Below are 19364 nucleotides of genomic sequence, written 5' to 3'. Positions count from 1 at the left end.
TCCTCCCCTTAGGATGGCTTATACCCCAATACATAGAGTTTAATAGCATAAATTGTTAATCTCAGTAAAAACGAGGAAACGTTTGCACCAAAAAAACAGGTGCCACGCCAACTGGAGTGGCCCTTTTTTAGGGCCGTATATACACTTGGTCTCTTAGGAGACCTTTGAGTGCAGTATAAGGGATTTCAAACTCTACCACGCCCATTGAACCAGGCGCGACAGCGTATTTGTTAAAGGAGATCCTCAAACGCCCTTCAGCCGTAATATAAAACGCCTGGTCGCTCTTAATTCTTTCAAAATACAGCTTGCCATTTTCATCTGTAAAATACGCTTTTTGAGAGTCCGTAGCCATCTGAATCCCCATTTGTCGCCGGATCTCTCCGCTGATAACCTCAATATAGCTGTCGTCTGTAAAGAAATCGCTCAGTTTCAACAGAATCCCGAGCTCGGGATCGACGTTATCGTAGGCAATCGTTGTGGACGACGAGCCTACGGTATTGACGTAATAGCGTCCCAATGTAAAAACACGCGGTGTATCGGTGACGATAAAGAAGTTGGCGTCTATACCCAAATGTGCACCGGTACCTTCTAACGCTTTCATATCCTCTACAAACGCTTCGTACAACACTTCATACTCTTTCAAATATTTGTCGTTGAGCTCCGCTTCTAAAGCACTGTTTCCAATGCCGTCTAGATGGGGTACCGACAAGTTTAGCGCCATCGTTCCCTCTTCAATATGCCAATCTCTAAAGGTGATGACTTTTACAAACTCGCCGATAATAGGCAGTTCGCTTAAAGCATTGCTGATTACCGGATTGAGATTCGCCGCCCCTACGACCACCGCGAGCGATGCCGCCACTCCAACGAGACGGATTTTGATTTTTCTAAGTTTATGACGTCGCCTCCCCGCCAACAATGCATTCTCTACAACCGCATCCAGTCGCTCCGGAATTGTCACGTCCATTATACCCTCTCTCAAATCATCGATTTTATTCATAATAACACCCTTCCTCTAACTCAATTCTCAGCTTCTTCAGCGCAGAATAAAGCCGCGTCTTTACGGTATTGATATTGAGATTTAGTATCCCTGCAATTTCATCTATTTTGAACGCTTCAAAAAATCTGAGATGAACAATCACGCGGTATTCATAAGGCAAGAAAGCCAATGCCTTTTTTAAATCCAAATCTTCATACCGATCTTCGTAAGACGGTAAACGGTATTCGATTACAGACAGTTCAGAAGCAGTGCACCGCTGTTCTTTTTTGATAAAATCCAGCGCCGTACGCGCGATAATTTGATAAAACCAGGATTTTATAGCTTTTTCGTCTCTCAACTGATGTACTTTTTCCATTGACTTTAAGATACTCTCCTGTACGACGTCCAGTGCGTCGTTAGGATCTTTAACATAACTGTAAGCAAATCGGTAATGATTTTCTTTATTTTCCATTATATACGCTTCTAGAGCATTTAATTTACGCTTCACACACTTCTCCAATCCTATTTGTCATCCATCCGTAAGACGAGAGACCTTTACAAAAAGTTTGCGAGTCTTTATAATAATTTATGAGAACAGGAGGCTTTAATGGACACGGATAAAAACACATGCGTCAACTGCTCGCGAAGCACGCAACGCGGAGATCAATTGAAAAAAAACTTGACCAATCGATGCAGTCGAATCGAAGGACAAATCAGAGGGATTAAAGGCATGATTGAAAAGGACGCCTATTGCGATGACATCCTCAATCAGATTGCCGCTGCACAATCGGCATTAAGCAGCTTGAGCAAATCATTGCTCGAACACCACATGCACACATGTATGATTCACCGTGTTGAAAACGGCGACTACGAAATCATCGACGAAATGCTAAAGACCATCGGAAAACTCATGAAATAGATAAGGAGGCCCATCGGCCTCCTTTTAGCGTTCTATCAAAGTCGTTCCCACTATATGATGATTGGTCAGCAACTGTTTGCCTTCTATTTTCTTAATTAGAAGTTTCGCCGCCTGATAGCCAAGGGACTCCGCCTGAATGTCCACCGAAGTCAGCGGCGGCGTCTGGTACTCACACAACGTCGTGTTGTTAAACCCCGTCACTTTAGTGTCGAGCCCATGTGCCCTACAGTATTTCAGTACGCCAAAAGCCAAAAGGTCATCTGTAGTTACAATGACTTCCGGCATGGCCTCCTGCGGGAAGCGTTTCATCGCTTCATAAGCGTGCTCAGCCGTAAAATCATCCGCCTCGACCACCAGTGTGTCATCGACGCCAAAGCTCCGCATATTAAGTGCTCTTTTATACCCTTCCAATCGATCCTTGGAAAAAACATGGCGACTCGGACCACCTAGAAAACCTATTCTTCGGTACCCCTTTTCCACGAGTCTGTTCACAAGTGAATACGTCGCTTCAAAGTTGTCGTTGTCTACCCACAAAATATCCGACGTGTTTTCAGGTCGACCAATAACCACAAACGGAAAATTGTTTTCACTGAGGTAGTCGATACATCGGTCGTTTTCATAAGCCGTTAACAACACGATGCCATCCACCCATTTCGAGTGTACAAACTCCCTGACAAAATTGAGATCGGCCTCGGGATTTGGGCTGTAGTTGAACATAATCTTATAATGGCATTTTTGCGCATACAAGCTGATGCCGCGCATAGCCAATATAAAAAACGGATTTTTAAACAAATTTTCGTCTTTATTGGGAATGATTAAGCCAATGGTTTTCGTCGTCGCCTTTGCCAGATTTCTCGCACTGGCATTTGGGGTGTATTTCAGCGTCTGCATTGCCTCGTATACCGTCTTTTTCGTCGCGTCGCTAATCCTCGGGTTGTTAGAAATTACCCTAGAAACCGTCGAGGGCGAGACGCCGGCGAGTTTTGCTACATCTTTTATCGTTGTCGCCATTACACCACTTCCTTACTCTTAATTAATCCGCTCGCCTGTTTCAGTGCTGAAGAAATGAATCGACTCTGTGTCGAAACCAAAGTAATGCACTTCCCCTTCACTGTATTCGTAGTGTCCCGGTGTTGAAATAACGAGCTCTGAGTTGTTGCTCAAACGCGCGTACAGAATCTTTTCTTTCCCGAGCATTTCCACGACGTCCACTGTTGCCGAAAAGACGTCTTCAAAATCGTCACCACTCTCAAAGCGCTCAGGGCGAATGCCGACAGAAACAGGTTTACCTTCATAAGATTTTAAATGTTCTTTGTCCTTTTTGCAAGGGGTGATTTGAATGAGCCCGTGGTCGGAGACAAACTTCCCATCTGTGTAAGTCCCTTCGATGATATTCATCGTCGGCGAGCCGATAAACTTGGCGACGAAGATATTGGCAGGTTTGTTGTAAAACCCTTCCGGCGGTCCTGCCTGTTGAATCTTGCCATCGTTCATCAACACAATCTTAGTGGCCATAGTCATGGCTTCCGTTTGATCGTGGGTGACGTAAATACTCGTCGTCCCCAGCGCTTTATGAAGCCTTACCAACTCGACGCGCATATGCTCGCGCAACTTTGCATCGAGGTTAGAGAGCGGTTCATCCATAAGGAAAACAGCCGGCTTGCGCACCATGGCGCGCCCTAGTGCCACACGTTGCCTTTGCCCACCGGATATTTCAGACGGTTTTTTATAAAGGTGCTTTTCAATCTGCAAAAGCGCCGCGGCTTCCATTACGCGGTCGTGTATGATCTTCTTGCGCTCTTTACGCATCGTCAAAGAAAAGGCCATGTTGTCGTACACGGTCATATGCGGGTAAAGCGCATACGACTGAAAAACCATCGCGATGTCGCGATCTTTTGACGGGACTTTGTTCATGCGTTTGTTTCCAAAAACCAAATCGCCCTCTGTAATAGAGTTCAGCCCTGCAATCATGCGAAGCAAAGTCGTTTTACCACAACCTGAAGGCCCTAAGATGACACAAAAATCTTTTTCTTCGATTTCGAGGTTGATATTTCTGAGGGTGAACTCTTGGTTCCCTTCGTATTTTTTTCCGATATTGTTTAAAGATACTTTCATCTCTGCCTCCTATTATCCTTTTACAGACCCTTTTGCAAGGCCGGAAACCAACTGTTTTTGAAGTGCCACAAAGAGCGCGACAATCGGCACTGCGGTCAACAACCCGCCTGCGGCAAACGCCGGCTGGTTCATTGTTCTAAAATCGCTTATCAGCGTAAACAACCCTGCGGCAAGTGTATACGATTCCGGGCTGGTGAGCAAAACTTTCGGCAATAGGAAGTCCATAAAAGGGCCTATAAACGACCAGAGGGCAATAATAGCGAGCATTGGCTTTGCAATGGGCATAATAATGAGTCTGTACACCTGAATGCTGCTACAGCCATCGATTCGCGCCGCGTCGTCGAGTTCTGTTGATATCGAATCCAAATAGCCTTTTAAAATGAACGTATTCCCCGCGATGCCACCACCGGAGTATATGAGAATCAGCATCATTTGCCTTGTAAACCACGGCGCCACCGAACTGACTATTGAGTGCATTGTAAAGTAAGCGGTAATCCCCGCAAATGCCGGAATGGTCTGAATCAGCATTATGGCCATCAGCGACGGCTTACGCCCTTTAAAGCGGTATCTCGAATACGCAAACCCAGTGAACGAAACGACGATCAACGTCAGTACCGCTGTTGCCCCGGCGATAAACAACGTATTTTTGACCCAAGTTAAATACAGCGTTTCTTCAAAGAGGTACTTAAAGTGTCGTGTGGAGAACTCAAAAACCTCTCCGGCGATTAAATACTGTTGCTGCTTTCCGTTAAATGCCGAAATCACCATTTGAATCAATGGCCAGAGTATGGCGACGGCCCAAGCGATAAGCAAAAGGTATGTCAAGAGTACCCCAAGCGCCCCCACAAAACTTAGAGGCTGCTTATCGGAGAGGTACAATTTGTCTTTTCTCTTCTTTCCAAACATCACAATCTCTCCTCTTTAAACGCTTTCGAGTTTTTAAAACCGATAAAGGCAAAGAGCATAAGCCCCATGGAGATGACGATGGTAATCGCCGCACCAATTGCCTGATATTGATTTTGTGTCGTCAACTTAAATATATACGAGATCAACAAGTCGGTACTCCCCGCCAAGTTGCCGTACTTCGTCGGATTAAACGGCCCCCCGGAGTTGAATAGAAAGATAATTGAGAAGTTGTTAAAGTTAAACGTGTACTGACCTACGAGTAACGGCGCCGTTTGGAACAACACAATCGGCAGCGTAATGCGCCTTAAGCGTTGCCAAGCTGTGGCGCCGTCGATTTGCGCCGCCTCGTACAAATCTTCAGGGATTGCTTGCAAGACACCCGTCGAGAGCAGGAAGACATACGAACTGCCCAACCACGCTTGAATGAGTATCAATGTAATTCTCGAGTACAACGTGCTGTTTTTCACCAGTATTTTCGCCCCTGTAATCGACTCTAAAAGCGCAGTCAAAACCCCATCGGGAGAGAGCATAATCGAGAAGAACATAATCGTGATAAACGCTGGTACCGCCCATGGCAATAAATATACCGCTCTAAAAAACGTCTTGCCCTTTATACGGTTGTTGTTCACCATAAGCGCCAAAAAGAACCCGAGCAAAATCGCCAACGTCGTGGCGACAACCGTCCATATAATCGTCCACAACAAAATTGAATAAAAGACCGAGCCCGCAAGTCCCTCACCTTTAATTAATAAAGCGTAGTTGTCAAAGCCAACCCACGGAAACTTCGATTGGTTTTGTGGGTTCATCCCCGTAAAGGAGAGTAAAATCGCTGTGGTAATGGGCACCAAAACGACGAATACGGTCAAAATCAACGCCGGTAGAGAAACCATATACGGAAAGCCTTCCGTTTCAAGAGAGAGCAACAACTCAAACTTGTCTTTCGGCCGGATGCCTTGAATCATTTTTGCCTCTACGCGCTTAACATCTAAAAACGAAAACAGGTAGAGCATCAAAGCAAATACCATTAGAAATACCGCAATAATCCCTTCTATCATAAAAATCAAAGACTTATCAATACGCAAACCGCCTTCTGCAAGCGTAAAGAGCCCCATGACACCATCCCCTTGGTAGTTGCCATAACCCAGTGCATACGGCCACGCAACAGCGTAAATAAAAACCGTCGCTATCAAAAAGAAGAGGGCTTTAAAATACTGTTTGTTCAATAGTTGACCGACGCCTGGAATCAATACACCGGCATAGGCGTGCCAATGCGTCTGCTGAGCAGTTTCTATAGGCAGGCGACGTCGGATATCAGAACAATTGGATTTGAGCACCTTCAACTGTTTGTCTATCCCCTTCGTCAACTGGTACTTGAGGTTGCGAACTTCCTCGCGCAACGCGTTTTTCTCAATTTCATACGATTTCACTTTGAGCATTTCTTTTTTTTGAATCTTTAACTCTTCAATCCCTTGTTTGAGCGCTTTAGAAGAAATCTGTCCCTTGCGCTTTTGCTTGAGAATATGCGCTTTAGAGACCTCAAAGGCTTCGTTTTGAGCAACTTTAAAAGCATCGTACGCCTGTTGCGTCGTCGCTTGTTTTTGAGCATCTATATGACGATAAGCCTCTTTTGCTTCGAGGTAAGCTTTAAAAGCGGCTTCATAATTTTCGATAATTTCAGGCAGTTGGTCATTTATAACGACACTTCGTTCGTACGCCAGTTCTGCAGCATAGCACAGCTCCGTATATTTTTTGTAAAAAGCTGTTTTCTGTACACTCATATGGTATTGCCATTTGAGTGCTTTTAACCGTTTCGGCAACACGCGATCAAGCTTTTGCATAAAAGCCGATCGTTGGCCGTTAAGCGTTTTCAAAAAATCGGTTTCTGCTTTTTCAAACGCTTTTAAGGACACGCGATAAGGATGTGTCTTTTTTTGCTTAAGATGCGCCCTGTACTGCGCCTTTTTACTCGGGTCTTTTTTTGCCGCTTCTTTAAGTGTATAAAGCTCTTTTAAATACACGTCTTTTCGCTCAAATCGGTTGCCGATTTCATCGTAAAGATACACCCTGTTTTCGTTCAATTTCATCCCACCTTTGCTATTTTCTCAACTCTTTTATAACCCCAACCAGAGAAACCATGCCTATGACGAGGCAGGCGTACAACACGCAGTAGCACCAAAACCAGCCGCTCAGCGGCGCGACATTGGTCAAGCTGTAGGCGAGATTGCCAATGCCCAGTACACTCCAAATAAAAACGAATAAGACGTTGACGCCAAACTTTCTATAAGCCAAATAAACGTAAAAACTAAAGACAATCGGCATGAGCACCTTTGTAAAATACGCCCCTAAATTCAACGCGATGTAAGTGTCCAGCGCCTCAGGTCCAGACACGCCTCCGACTGCCTGCCACTGAAGAAAACGCGCGCTGTCTTTAACAGCGGCGAGCACTTCAATTGAGGCTGTGAAAATAATAGCTGCCGCTAGAGACAAGTACAACAACACGTACCGCCTTGGCAACGATACCGCTTTATTCATCAAATATCCTTTCAGCAATTTAGGGGAAGAAGGTACACCTTCTTCCCCCTGTTTAGAGTCGATTAATAATTCATCATCATGGCTTTAAAGGCCGCTTGCACTTCCGCATAGGCCGCTTCTACGTCAGCCGGTTGTACCGCTGCCCATGAAAGCATAGAGTTTTCCCACGTCGGCCACACTTGATCCCACTCTTGGAAAAGCGGTCTTGCCGGCGCGTCTTCATAGGATTTGATAACCGAATCGATAACGGCTTTGTCTGTATCGTTTAAAGTAGATTCCGCATAGACACTTGGATCGACGTTCGGTAAGATTTTACCTGAAATTTCAAAGAAGTCGATGGCGAATTCTGGGTTGACGATTTCTTGGATCATGGCTTCTGCTAAGAGCATCTTTTGCTCGTCGCCTTCAACTCTCGCGTTGACACCAATTCCCCAACCGCCTTGCCAGTGACTCATGTTGGCGCCATTGACTGTGACGTTGCCGATAGGCATCAAACCGAGGTCTGCCCCTTCACCAGCAAGTGCAGACAGCGAACCGGTGCTCCAAGGGCCGTCTAAGCGGATAGCCGTTTTGCCGCCGGTAGAGAACTCGCCGTCCATATACCCCCAAGCCGCTGCGTTGTCCCAAAGGGCTGTACCGGCTTCGTTATGAGCTTTCCAGTAATTAAACATCGCAGTAAAGAGCGCTTGCTGTTCTTCCGTCAACTCTGAAAAGTCTTTTGTTAAATCGGAGAACAAGTTGCCTTCTTCGTCTTTTCCAAGCAGTTCGAGATTAACCGTATTGGTTAACGCCACACCAAACCAAGCGTTCCATACCGGTACGAGCATCGCCTCAGCATCAATTGACGTAAACTCAATGGGATTTTCAAGATCGAGACCTAATGTCTCAGCGTTTTTAACATTGACGAAGTTTACCAGCGTCTCGATGTTCATCGGGAAAGCAAAGTAGTCGTTTTCGATTTTAAACAGGCCGCCTAAACCGCCGTCATAATCTGAGTACCCGCCAGTTCTATCTGCAATGGTCTTTGCATCGATTGCAGCGAGCACGTCGTTACTCACAAAGCCGGTCAATCGGTCTGCAGGAAACGAGAATACATCTGCTACGTCTTCGTTGGTGATGTCTGTAGACGTAATAACATCGATGTGGTCAAATGCACCAGACTCAATGAAGTTGATGGTTGCGTTCGGATTGTTTGCGATAACGCGTTCTGCCGCCGCTTTGTAGTAATCCATCCACTCGGATTCCGCTTGCACGGTAATCGTCGCACTTACGTCCTCTACCTTTTTGCTGCCACACGCCACCATCGTAAACATCAACAGCATGACGAGCAACAAGCTCATAAACTTTTTCATCTTGATTCCTCCTACATCTCTTTTAATTGTCGTTGCTTGAGAAAAACATTTGCGCACACGTTTGCACACAAAACATATTGAAAAATCTCTATATTCGCTATTATACAACTAATCTGTAACATAATCAACAGAGATTTAACAAATTTGCACTAGATGTTTACAATCTGTTGTGCAACCGTTGGCACATCGCTTTTCGATGTTAGATTCTGGTTATGTTCTACCCTATATTCCTTTCTTTAATCTCACGCTTATAAAAAAAAGACACCGGACTCACTAGATGGCATAAAAAAAAGACCGAAAAAATCGGTCTTGACAATTAACTGCTAAAATAGTCTACAATGGCATCTGTCCAAGTATCTACAAGTCTCTGGGCCTCTGCTTTTTCAGTAAGCCACTCAAATTCTGTCGGATGCGCCATAAAGCCGGTTTCAAGGAGTAGCGCCGGCGACCAAGTGCCGCGAATAACGTAGAAGTTCATCTTCTTCACTTTGCGATTGACGCGCCCTACGCGGTCGATTGTGGCATCTTGTACACGCTGTGCCAGTTCACGCGACTGTTCGTTTTCGTAAAATACGCTGAAGCCTTCGACCTTAGAGAGGTCGATGGTACTTGAAGCGTTGTCGGCGTGAATCGAAACAAACAAATCCGGTGCCAGTTCTCTAGAGGCCGTCGTTCGGTCTTTTAAGCTGACATAGGCATCGTCGTCACGTGTCATGACCACTTCTGCACCTTGCGCCTCAAGCGCTTTTTTAAACATTAGCGCCGTATTGAGCACCACTGTTTTCTCGGGATGCAACGCTCCTAAAAGCCCCAATGCACCGGTGTCTCGCCCGCCGTGACCGGGATCGATCATAATCGTCGCCCCTTCGAGAGGCAAGGTGCCAACACCTGCTTCAAAGCGCTTAAAGACCTCTACTGCATAACCTGTCGAAGTCTTTACGATGCGATGGCCCCTATAGACCGCGTCGCCTAAGTCGATCTCATATGACGAGCCGACACGTGCTATTTTAGAGAAATCGGAGCCAGCGGACGGATTCAGGTACGGCAAACTTTTAACGTTAGGAAAGGAGATGACCAGTCGATCTCCAACAAGAGCCGCTTTGACAAATGTCGACGATGCCGTTTCAAACACCAGCGATTCCGTCCGACCGTCTACACCATGCTCTGCCGACTTTATCGTCGGTGTATGCGCCTTGTCCACAACAACGGAAACGTCATCGCGCTTAACCCAGTAGCCGGAGTTCAACTGATAATAGTATTTTGTATAGGCGACAATTCTGTCTTTCATACCGTTGTCGACAAAAGTAACAGCGCCGTTCCGCGTTGATGGTTCGCTGTAGACCCCTGTCATATTGTTGCTGACAACGGCGTATTTCGTCGGGTCGTTAAGCGCTTTTACGCGGTCTTTAGACGACGAAGTTCCTCCACCACCTGTAGAAGGCTTGTTTCGAACAATGGTTTTTACGACTTTTGTACCGCCATTTTGAACAACAATGCGATTGGTGCCGATTTCAAGCGGGACAAAGTAACCGAAATAGCCCTTTCCAGACCGCTTGACAACAGTCTCACCATTTACAGTAAGCGGCGCGCGCATATCGGAGACACCGCCGATATAGTACCCTTTTGATGTCGTCGACAGTTTGTCTTCAACGGGCAGTGTTACCGCAAGTGACTGATATGTGTCTGTAATCGGCACCCCGTAAGCGCCTTGAAGCGCACGGGTCAACGACGGATTTTGTGCCATAAAAGCGTATCTAAAGAAAATTGAGCCATCTGTACCGTACTGAGTGTTTAAGTCCAGCTGACGCATAATTTCTTCGTGACCGTACCACGGACTGTCTTTGTCCTTATAGGTGATTCGGTAAGGCGCTTGACCGACATACAATTTCACATCGGTGCCCTCTACCACATCAGTCCACCACGCCAAAAGCGTTTTGTAATCGGCAATTTTAAACCCGATTTCCCAGTAGATTTGCGGGGCAATGTAGTCGAGCCACTGAGACTCTACCCACTTTTTCGTATCTGCATAATGCGAAAAATAACTCTCTAATCCGGCGGTGTCACTGCCTTCCGGCATTGAGGACTTGTTTGCCCAAATGGCAAACGGACTGACGCCAAACACAACCGATGCGTCGTTCTTTGAGTTGTAAGCCTTGACGACTTCATTGGTTTGGCGTACCAGTTCGTCGGTATTGCGCCTTCTAAAATCTGAAAGACCTTCGCCGGACTCGCGGTACTTGCGATACGTCGCCGCATCGTCAAAATCTTTAGATGGGTAAAAATAATCGTCGTAGTGAATACCGTCGACGGCATAGTTCTCAAGTATCTCTTCTACCCCGTCAAGTATATACGCAGTAACCTCGGGATTGCCCGGATCGAGATACAAGTTGCCGTCTTTATGAGCCACAGCCCAGTCGGGATTTTGAACCGCAGGATTGTCAGCACTCAACTGGCCATAATCATGGGCTGTTTCTTTCGATGTTTTCTTAGTGACGCGATACGGATTGAGCCATGCGTGCACTTCAATACCGCGCTTATGCGCTTCTTCAACCCAATAAGCCAATGGGTCAAATTCCCGGTCAGGTGCAGTCCCTTGGGTGCCCGTTAAATACTTAGACCACGGGTATAAGGCGCTTTTGTAAAACGCATCTCCAGACGGACGCACTTGCAGGACGACTGCATTGAGACCGGTTTCTTCAACGTAATCCAAAATGCGATCAGCTTCCGCCTTGAGCGTTACGGAGTTCGTCGTCGGCTTTGATGGGTAGTCGAGATTTAAAACTGTCGCTACCCATACGGCGCGAAATGTGTCCTCATCAGCCGGTGTTGCGGCAAAATGAGCTGTCGTCGGCATGACGAGCAACAGACACAGCACCAATAACATTACTTTCTTCATAGATGCCTCCCCTTCTATTTTGTCACTATCATTGTATACGTAAATTGTCCGTTTGTCCTAAGAAACATCAACCCGAAATAAATTTTTAATTTATATGCAATATTAGTGAAAACACTTATCGATTCGGCCTTTATAGACGGAGCGGCACCGGTCACTACGGCTCAAAAAAACAGATGCCCTCGAAGAGACATCTGCTTTAATCGTACACCCTATTTAAAGCGTCCTATTGACTTTTCATAACTTTGTATATGTCTTTAATCTTAACTGGGTTGCCGTACATCAATGTACCCATGCGGTAGATTTTTGCACCAATCCAGCCGATAAACAGCGTCGAGACGGCGAGAAGCACTAGGGAAAAGACAACGGCCACAGTGCTGACACTGCCCATTGATATCCTTACAAACATCGCCATAAAGGAACTGAACGGAATAAACGACGCCACTTTGAGCACAAGGCTCTCGGTGTTTTGCATCCCCATAATCGATACCATAAAGACCGCCACGAAGATGAGTGTAATCGGCGTCGCACTGGCACCTACATCTTCTGTTCTGGACACGAGAGCCCCTAATGCGCCGTAGATAAAGGCGTAGAACAAATAGCCGAAAATGCCAAACAAACTGAACTGAAGCAAGGTTTCACCGGGGATGTTAAGCAAGAAATCGAGCCCGCCGTCCCAAGCTTTTGCGTTGAGTGCATAACCGATTTTCATTGCACCGATGAGCAAACCGAACTGAATAGCACCGGCGATGGCACCTCCAATGACCTTTCCGAAGATCAAATGGGTGCTCTTAGTGCTCGTGACGAGCAGTTCCATTGTACGATTGGACTTTTCACTCGCTACTGAGGTGGCAATCAGCTGACCGTACATAATAATCATAAAGTACAGGCCAAACACCAAGATGTAGGTGTAGAGGTAATTCTGAGCGCTGTCTTTTCCCAGCACCTGAACCCCTGACGTAATCTCCGGATAAACGATGGCCTCAACGTCTTCATAAGAGATGCCCTTCGCTTCAAATTGCTCGTATTGATATACTTTTTGATAGGCGTATTCAAAAGGCCCACCGCCTCTATCAAACATCTCGTTGTTGACGACGACGTAGTCGTAACGCATCGGCTCTATAATGTGGTAGCCTGCAGTAAACTCGCCACTGAGCACTTTTTCATTTAAAGCGTCTTCGCTGTCGACGGAGACCAGCTCTCCTGCAGGGAACTCTGCCTGGAGTCTATCTATCGCCTTTATTGCCCCCTGTGGGTCGTATAAGCCGTACAACGCGACTTCTTCAGTGCCCCCGGATGCCTCACCGTCGCCGGAGTTGACCAAATCCATAATCGTCGGTATTGACAGCGCTCCTAAGATAAGCACCACGAGCAGTGTCGTTGTAATTACAAAGGCCTTATTTTTAAAATAGTGCATGATTTCAAATTTTAAAACCGTCCTAAATCCCTTCATGATGATCACCCACCCTTTCGATAAAGATATCTGCTAAACTCGGATGGTATTTAGCAAAACACTCGACGTCAAAACGCAAGTTCCCCAGACGCTGTAAAAACTCATGGCACATCTCCGGGTTCTTGAGCAACAAAACGGTCTCCTGTTTTTTGACATCGGTCTTTTCAACCAAATCACCGAGATGTACCTGCAAATAGTTTGCGACGTCTGAAGGCATCATTTGCTCTGATTTTAAGACGAAACGGTCTCTCCCATATTCTTTCTTGATGGCTTTTAAGTTGCCGGTCAAGACGATGTCGCCTGAATTGACCAATGCGATGTCTTCACAGAACTCCTCGACATAACTCATCTGATGACTTGAAAATATCACGAGTTTGTTGGCCTCAATCTGCTCCCTGATAACATCTTTTAACACTTGTGCATTTACAGGATCCAAACCACTGAAAGGCTCATCCAATATGACAATGTCTGGGTCGCATAAAAAAGTCGACGCCAACTGTACTTTCTGCTGATTGCCTTTAGAAAGCGTATCCAGCTTCTTATCTCTGTACTGGGCGACTTCCAAGCGCTCTAACCACTTGTCTGCATTCCTTTTAGCGACACCTTTTGACAAGCCTCTGAGCTCACCTAAATAAATCAACTGATCGATAATTTTCTTTTTCGGATACAAACCGCGTTCTTCGGGCAAGTATCCGATGTGAACATTCCTTGGCTGAAACGGCTTGCCATCGAGCAAAACTTCCCCTGAGTTCGGCTCGAAAAGTCCCATAATAATGCGAATGGTCGTCGTCTTTCCGGCGCCGTTGCGGCCGAGTAAGCCAAGTGCTTTGCCGCTTTCAACGTCAAAAGTGATGCCGTGAAGCACTTCGGTTTCACCGAAGCGCTTCGTTAGATTTTTAACTTCTAGCTTCATACCTCACCTCTTTTATATAGTTAAACTGATTAAATGGTTCCTGTGCTTTAGGATAGTACGAAAAGTGCATAGGCTTGCCGGTTTTAGGATGATTAAAGGCGATGCTATAAGACCACAACGCAATTTGATACCACTTATGCACTTGCTTGTAAGCGTCATTGTACTTGGTATCCCCCCAAATGGCATAGCCTTCGTGCGAAAGCTGAACCCGAATCTGGTGATGGCGTCCGGTATTCAAATCGACGTCTAAAAGCGCCCAACCGTTTGCCTCTGATGTTTCCAATGTTTCGTAAGCGAGAACGGCTCGCTTGGCGCCCTTTTTCTCCTGATCGACCACCTTTGAAACATTTTTCGAGGCAACCCTGTAGAGCATGTGCGTCATAACACCAGACGCCGCTTTGGGGATGCCCGTCGTCACCGCAAGGTAGCGCTTTTTAAAGGTCTTCGTCGTCATTTGTTTCGAGATATGAGCCGTTGCTTCTTTTGTCTTACCAAAAACCATTATCCCGCCAACCGGTCGGTCCAATCGATGAATCAAACCAATGTATGGGTCGGTAGCCTTTGGATAGGCTTTTTTCAAATGTTCTTTGAGATAGGTCAACATATCGAGGTCGCCTGACGGATCTTTTTGGGAAGGCACCTTCGGCGGCTTAACACACACGAGTAAATGTGGGTCTTCAAACAAAATTTCAATGTTCATGTATCGTGCTCCTACGTCTTATGTCAAATAATCGTCTTAATGCTACTCCCCTATTATAATAGATTCTTCAACCTAAAAAAGTCCTTTTCAGAAATTTTAATAGAATCTTAAGGTTCGATTGACCGGCAAATGGTATACTCAGTTTATAACACGATTAAATGGAGGTAACTATGCGTTCAGATGATGTAGCGTACAAAGTGTACGGCGATGACATGCAGTTCGTCGAAATAGAACTGGATCCGGGCGAAAGCGTTATTGCAGAAGCCGGTGCTATGATGTATATGGACGGCGGCGTGGAGATGGACACCATCTTTGGAGACGGCGGCGAGACCAGTGGCGGTTTTATGGGCAAGTTAAAAAGCGCCGGCAAGCGGGTACTCACCGGCGAAAGTCTTTTTATGACACAGTTTACCAACCCCTCCGGCGCGCTTAAAAACGTCGCCTTTGCCGCGGCGTATCCGGGAAAGATCATTCCCATCGACCTCAGCAGTATGGGCGGCAAACTCATCGCTCAAAAAGATGCCTACCTCTGCTCAGCCAAGGGTATCTCCATCGGTATCGCCTTCCAAAAGCGCATCGGGACAGGCTTCTTTGGTGGCGAAGGTTTTATAATGCAAAAGCTTGAAGGCGATGGTTTGGCATTTCTTCACGCCGGCGGTATGGTGGTGGAAAAGCGCCTTGAACACGGAGAAGTTTTAAAAGTTGACACCGGTTGCCTTGTGGCACTTACCGGCGATGTCGATTACAACATCGAAATGGTCAAAGGCGTCAAAACGGCGTTTTTTGGGGGTGAAGGCCTCTTCTTTGCAACATTAAGAGGTCCAGGACGCGTTTGGCTACAATCGTTGCCGTTTTCGAGAATGGCCGATCGCATCCTTGAAAACGCGCGGTCACATGGTGGGAAGTCTTCCGAAGAAGGCAGTATCCTCGGCGGCCTTGGCAATCTTTTAGACGGCAAATAGCACTGCCGTTTTAAACCCATCGTATAAAAATCCCAAATACCTCGTTTCACAACGGGTCTTTGGGATTTTTATTGTCACATAGAGCGCTTGCCGCGCATTGGGATTTCGCGTATTGGGGCTTTTTAACGTTTCTACAAGCAAAATGATTTCCTCGTCGGTCAAGTCCTTTGCGGATTTCCCAAAATAGTGAACAGCAGCCGCTTCTATACCGTAGCACCCCTCACCAAAATAAACCACATTGCTGTAAAGTTCTAATATCTCGTGCTTCGTCAATTGATTTTCCAACTGGAGTGCCACTATGAGTTCCGCTAGTTTGCGTTCATACGTTTTCTCAAAAGTGAAATAAAGGTTTTTAGCCAGTTGCTGCGTAATGCTGCTGCCGCCTTCTACCCTTGCACCTGCTTTTAAGTTGGCAACAAAGGCCCTGCCTATTGAAACAATTGAGAACCCCCTGTGGTCGTAAAATCTGTGGTCTTCTTCCAGTACCAAATACTTAAAAAAATCCTCATCGATTTCATCGTACGCGACAAAATCCTCTTTGGAACGAATCTGCTCTATTTTGTCTTCAATCGGCATGTTCCCCACCGCATTCTGATACATTTTAAAGCCCCGCACCAAAATTGGCGAAATGGCCAGACCGGCGATAAACAGCAGAATAACGATGCTGAGAAACACTCTTTTCATCACGGTTTTAATTGTCATACAACACCTCTTTATATAGCTATTATACCGATTGAAAGCCACAGTTACCTTAGAAAGGCCTTACAATAGCGTGACATTTTTGTAAGGCACACCTTTGCATAGCCTCTCGTCGAGGCCCAGTTGAAAGTTCTATCCATGCAAAGTTGATAAGTAAACCACATCGTACACTAATCTGCAGGTCTGACAAATACATATTGATTGGTTTCTGAGGCGGCGGCATCCAGCTTATAGCCAAGTGCACTAAAATCGGTCAGCTGTTCAAAACTAGAACAGCCTTTTTCAAGAACCCATCGCGCAAAGGTGCCTCTGGCCACTTTGTTGTGGTAACCAACGGCTTTTCTACGCCCATCTTTAGCCTCTGTTAAAAAGGTCACTTTCAAAACCTCGCAGTGCTCCGGAATCAAGCGACTAAACTCCTGAGAAGCCAAGTCCAGTACCTGCATGCCAGGTGTCAGTACCGTTTCAATTGGCTTTTTCCAATAAGCGTACAATGAAAACCCGGGCACTTTTGCCGTCATGTCCAAACGGTACGGTTTAATGAAGCTATCGGCCTTGACAATACCGTACAGCGCCGAAAAGACCCATACCTCCGGACCCTCGGGATGGCCTGAAGGCCATGCCTCGGACTTAAATGCAGGTCCGGTGTATAGAGACAGTGCAGGAACGGCGGGAAGTGAGTTGTGATACAAGTCGTAAACGCGTTCGAGCATGTCGCCTTTTATTTTTAACGCTTTTCCAAGTGCCGCTTTATCCAGAGCGAGAATGGCCGCATGTAGCTGCCCATATGCCTTGGATAGTGGAACGATTACTTTTCGCTGCGCCCCCTTTTCCACAGCCTGAGTTTTACTCGGCGACAATACGATTTTCATGTAATGCCTCCTCAACTCTGATGACGCCATCTCTGTAAATGGGAACAACAGACGTGGTACAATCGGAAAAACAAAAGGCCACATCTTCTTCCATTCCCTTGTCCATCAACCTCTTATAATGACTCGCCGCCACTTCAAGTGACGCATGCAATGTCGGCTCAAAACTCAAGTACAGGTGTTCAGCTATAAAAGCCATATCCGTCAATGAGACTTCTGTTTTTTGCTTCAACTGGTGAATGAGTTTACCGGCACAGACAATGTCATCTGTTGACGCTTCTTTATAAGTGCCCGAGCACACAATGACGACATCGCGTCCCAAAGCGATGAGCTGTGTCGCCAAAGCTTCCGCGTTGTGGTATGACCCGATGTAAATCTCTGAAGCCTCCTCACACGCTTTAATGGTCTGTGTGCCGTTTGTCGTCGTCATGGCCAAAGTCTTCCCGGCGACACAGTTTTTCGTATAGGCCAGTGGGGAGTTCGTCAGATCAAAGCCTTCTATCGGCACCGCATGACGTTCTCCGCATAAAAGGGTCGCCAGTCCCTTCGCCTTAAGTTGGCGTGCTTCGTCTATGGTTTCTACAGGATGTACGGCGCAGGCGCCGTTCTCAAAAGCCGTTACCATAACCGTCGTCGCTCGTAAAACATCTATGACGACAACCGCACGGCTTTCAAGGCTATCTTTTTCAATTTCCAGTCGTGTATTTAAACAGCTGACGCGCATGGGGTGCCTCCTCTATCAAGGTATTCTTTCTTATAAGTGACCTCTATTTTAACATAAAAACAAAGCATTTACCATAAGTAAACAGTCCCATTCAAAAATATAAATCAATATAATTTTATCCCATTTCAATCTTTATTTATTGACTTTCGATATACTTCGTGTTAAATTGTCTTTAGGAGGTACAAACATGTTCGATATATGTATCGTCGGCGCAGGACCGTCGGGAAGCACATTGGCGCGACTACTGGGTGAAAAGACATGTCAAAAAGTAGCTATAATTGAAAGACGCCAATTTAATCAACTAACGTCATTTTACACGAAGACCTGTGGCGGTCTGCTATCTGAAGACGCACAAAGTGAAATGGGGGCTCTCAACCTTTCACTTCCTCAAAATATTTTAGACGACAAGCAGTTTTTTCAAGTGGAGACCCTAGACTTTGACAACAACTTAAAAAAACGCTATAACAAACACTACCTCAACATGGATCGTGAAGCTTTTGACCGTTACTTGTGGGCGCTCATTCCGCAGCAAGTGACGCGCTTGTCCGGTACGTCAGTTTTGTCTGCACAACCCTACAACGGCGTTTGGCATATTGCTATGAAGGGGAAAGGCGATGTTCTCAAAGCGAAACAACTTGTCGTCGCGTCTGGGGCGCACCTGTTTACCCAAAAGCTTACTGAAAAAAAGCCCCCCTACCTCGCCGTACAAAAATGGTATAAAACCGATAGCCTTCCCAACCGTTACACCGCTATTTTTGACAAATCGGTTACCGACTACTACAGCTACACCATACCGAAGGCCGGCGGCTTAATCTTCGGAAGTCTCATGCCTACCGGCACACCGATTCACCAACAATTTGATACGCTAATAAGTGCACTCCGCCAACATGTTGGTGTCGATCTCGGAACGCCATTTAAAACAGAAGGGGGTTTTTTATATAGACCTCGCACTCGAGGCGATTTCAACTGGATTTTTAACAAAGAAGACGGTTCAGGAACGCCGTCAAGAGGCTACTGCATCGGCGAAGCCGCAGGCGCCATCAGCCCGACTTCTTCTGAAGGCTTCAGCTTTGCTTTTAAAACGGCTAATGCCCTTTATCACAGTCTTACAGAGGGTACTGACTACGCAGAATTCGGAAGAAAAATGGCGCTGAAGCTCTCAGTCAAACGCCTTAAAGCGCCATTTATGTTTCAAAAAAATATGCGGCGACTGGCCTTATCCACTGCCGTCCCCGCGCTTTAGTTCGCATTACAGAATGCCCGTACACATTTCAAAGACACTGTCATACAAAAAGAACTGCTACTAACGCGTATTGCGCTAGCGGCAGTTCTTTGTAATTTACTCATAGGG

18 protein-coding genes are annotated in these 19364 nt (G+C 46.2%); 3 read left to right on the top strand and 15 right to left on the bottom strand.

Going from position 1 to position 19364, the window contains the following annotated elements:
* Window positions 1-127 precede the first annotated feature (127 nt).
* Together ACR6HW_RS00660 and ACR6HW_RS00655 are read right to left on the bottom strand one after the other, a co-directional pair.
* Entirely contained in the window at window positions 128-997 is an 870-nt protein-coding gene (locus ACR6HW_RS00660; protein WP_455729245.1) for an RsiV family protein, read from the bottom strand.
* Entirely contained in the window at window positions 990-1484 is a 495-nt protein-coding gene (locus ACR6HW_RS00655; RefSeq protein WP_455729244.1) for an RNA polymerase sigma factor, read from the bottom strand. The genes ACR6HW_RS00660 and ACR6HW_RS00655 overlap by 8 nt, the downstream gene beginning before the upstream one ends.
* A gap of 99 nt (window positions 1485-1583) precedes the next feature.
* On the opposite strand from ACR6HW_RS00655, the gene ACR6HW_RS00650 reads away from it, so the two are divergent.
* Window positions 1584-1895 (top strand): metal-sensing transcriptional repressor, encoded by a 312-nt coding sequence (locus ACR6HW_RS00650; protein WP_455729243.1) that lies wholly within the window; start codon window positions 1584-1586, stop codon window positions 1893-1895.
* Window positions 1896-1919: 24 nt separating this feature from the next.
* On the opposite strand, the gene ACR6HW_RS00645 is transcribed toward ACR6HW_RS00650, so the two are convergent.
* From ACR6HW_RS00645 to ACR6HW_RS00600, 10 genes are all read right to left on the bottom strand, one after another.
* Entirely contained in the window at window positions 1920-2906 is a 987-nt protein-coding gene (locus tag ACR6HW_RS00645) for a LacI family DNA-binding transcriptional regulator (RefSeq protein ID WP_455729242.1), read from the bottom strand.
* 18 nt (window positions 2907-2924) lie between these two features.
* A complete protein-coding gene (locus ACR6HW_RS00640; RefSeq protein WP_455729241.1) occupies window positions 2925-4010 on the bottom strand; it encodes an ABC transporter ATP-binding protein in 1086 nt (361 codons plus the stop codon).
* Between the two features lie 12 nt (window positions 4011-4022).
* On the bottom strand, window positions 4023-4916 hold the full coding sequence (locus tag ACR6HW_RS00635; RefSeq protein WP_455729240.1) for a sugar ABC transporter permease: 894 nt from the start codon (window positions 4914-4916) through the stop codon (window positions 4023-4025).
* Window positions 4916-7000 carry a carbohydrate ABC transporter permease gene (locus tag ACR6HW_RS00630; protein WP_455729239.1) on the bottom strand — a complete coding sequence of 695 codons (2085 nt, stop codon included), beginning with the start codon at window positions 6998-7000 and terminating at the stop codon, window positions 4916-4918. Before ACR6HW_RS00630 ends, ACR6HW_RS00635 begins: the two co-directional genes overlap by 1 nt.
* Before the next feature lie 10 nt (window positions 7001-7010).
* Window positions 7011-7466 carry a hypothetical protein gene (locus ACR6HW_RS00625; protein ID WP_455729238.1) on the bottom strand — a complete coding sequence of 152 codons (456 nt, stop codon included), beginning with the start codon at window positions 7464-7466 and terminating at the stop codon, window positions 7011-7013.
* A gap of 44 nt (window positions 7467-7510) precedes the next feature.
* Entirely contained in the window at window positions 7511-8800 is a 1290-nt protein-coding gene (locus ACR6HW_RS00620; protein WP_455729237.1) for a sugar ABC transporter substrate-binding protein, read from the bottom strand.
* Between the two features lie 316 nt (window positions 8801-9116).
* The gene (locus ACR6HW_RS00615) at window positions 9117-11696 is read right to left on the bottom strand and encodes a family 10 glycosylhydrolase (RefSeq protein WP_455729236.1); all 2580 of its coding nucleotides are present in this window, start codon (window positions 11694-11696) and stop codon (window positions 9117-9119) included.
* A 223-nt stretch (window positions 11697-11919) separates the two neighbouring features.
* Window positions 11920-13146 (bottom strand): ABC transporter permease, encoded by a 1227-nt coding sequence (locus tag ACR6HW_RS00610; protein WP_455729235.1) that lies wholly within the window; start codon window positions 13144-13146, stop codon window positions 11920-11922.
* Window positions 13133-14059 carry an ABC transporter ATP-binding protein gene (locus tag ACR6HW_RS00605; RefSeq protein WP_455729234.1) on the bottom strand — a complete coding sequence of 309 codons (927 nt, stop codon included), beginning with the start codon at window positions 14057-14059 and terminating at the stop codon, window positions 13133-13135. The genes ACR6HW_RS00610 and ACR6HW_RS00605 overlap by 14 nt, the downstream gene beginning before the upstream one ends.
* Window positions 14043-14759 carry an RluA family pseudouridine synthase gene (locus ACR6HW_RS00600; RefSeq protein ID WP_455729233.1) on the bottom strand — a complete coding sequence of 239 codons (717 nt, stop codon included), beginning with the start codon at window positions 14757-14759 and terminating at the stop codon, window positions 14043-14045. Before ACR6HW_RS00600 ends, ACR6HW_RS00605 begins: the two co-directional genes overlap by 17 nt.
* Before the next feature lie 170 nt (window positions 14760-14929).
* Between ACR6HW_RS00600 and ACR6HW_RS00595 the strand changes: the two genes are divergently transcribed.
* Entirely contained in the window at window positions 14930-15721 is a 792-nt protein-coding gene (locus ACR6HW_RS00595; RefSeq protein ID WP_455729232.1) for a TIGR00266 family protein, read from the top strand.
* Here ACR6HW_RS00595 and ACR6HW_RS00590 read toward each other — a convergent pair.
* The 3 genes from ACR6HW_RS00590 to ACR6HW_RS00580 form a co-directional block, all read right to left on the bottom strand.
* Window positions 15707-16423: a transglycosylase domain-containing protein gene (locus ACR6HW_RS00590; RefSeq protein WP_455729231.1), complete on the bottom strand. Its 717-nt coding sequence runs from the start codon at window positions 16421-16423 to the stop codon at window positions 15707-15709. The two genes, ACR6HW_RS00595 and ACR6HW_RS00590, sit on opposite strands and share 15 nt — an antisense overlap.
* Window positions 16424-16590: 167 nt before the next feature.
* Window positions 16591-17292 (bottom strand): YaaA family protein, encoded by a 702-nt coding sequence (locus tag ACR6HW_RS00585; protein ID WP_455729230.1) that lies wholly within the window; start codon window positions 17290-17292, stop codon window positions 16591-16593.
* Entirely contained in the window at window positions 17267-18013 is a 747-nt protein-coding gene (locus ACR6HW_RS00580) for a 2-phosphosulfolactate phosphatase (RefSeq protein ID WP_455729229.1), read from the bottom strand. Before ACR6HW_RS00580 ends, ACR6HW_RS00585 begins: the two co-directional genes overlap by 26 nt.
* Window positions 18014-18200: 187 nt before the next feature.
* On the opposite strand from ACR6HW_RS00580, the gene ACR6HW_RS00575 reads away from it, so the two are divergent.
* The gene (locus ACR6HW_RS00575) at window positions 18201-19256 is read left to right on the top strand and encodes a Rossmann-fold NAD(P)-binding domain-containing protein (RefSeq protein WP_455729228.1); all 1056 of its coding nucleotides are present in this window, start codon (window positions 18201-18203) and stop codon (window positions 19254-19256) included.
* Window positions 19257-19364 lie beyond the last annotated feature (108 nt).

The organism is Fusibacter sp. JL298sf-3, assembly GCF_053842995.1.
Note: the sequence above shows the minus strand (reverse complement) of the source record. Positions and strands in the feature narration are given on the sequence as shown.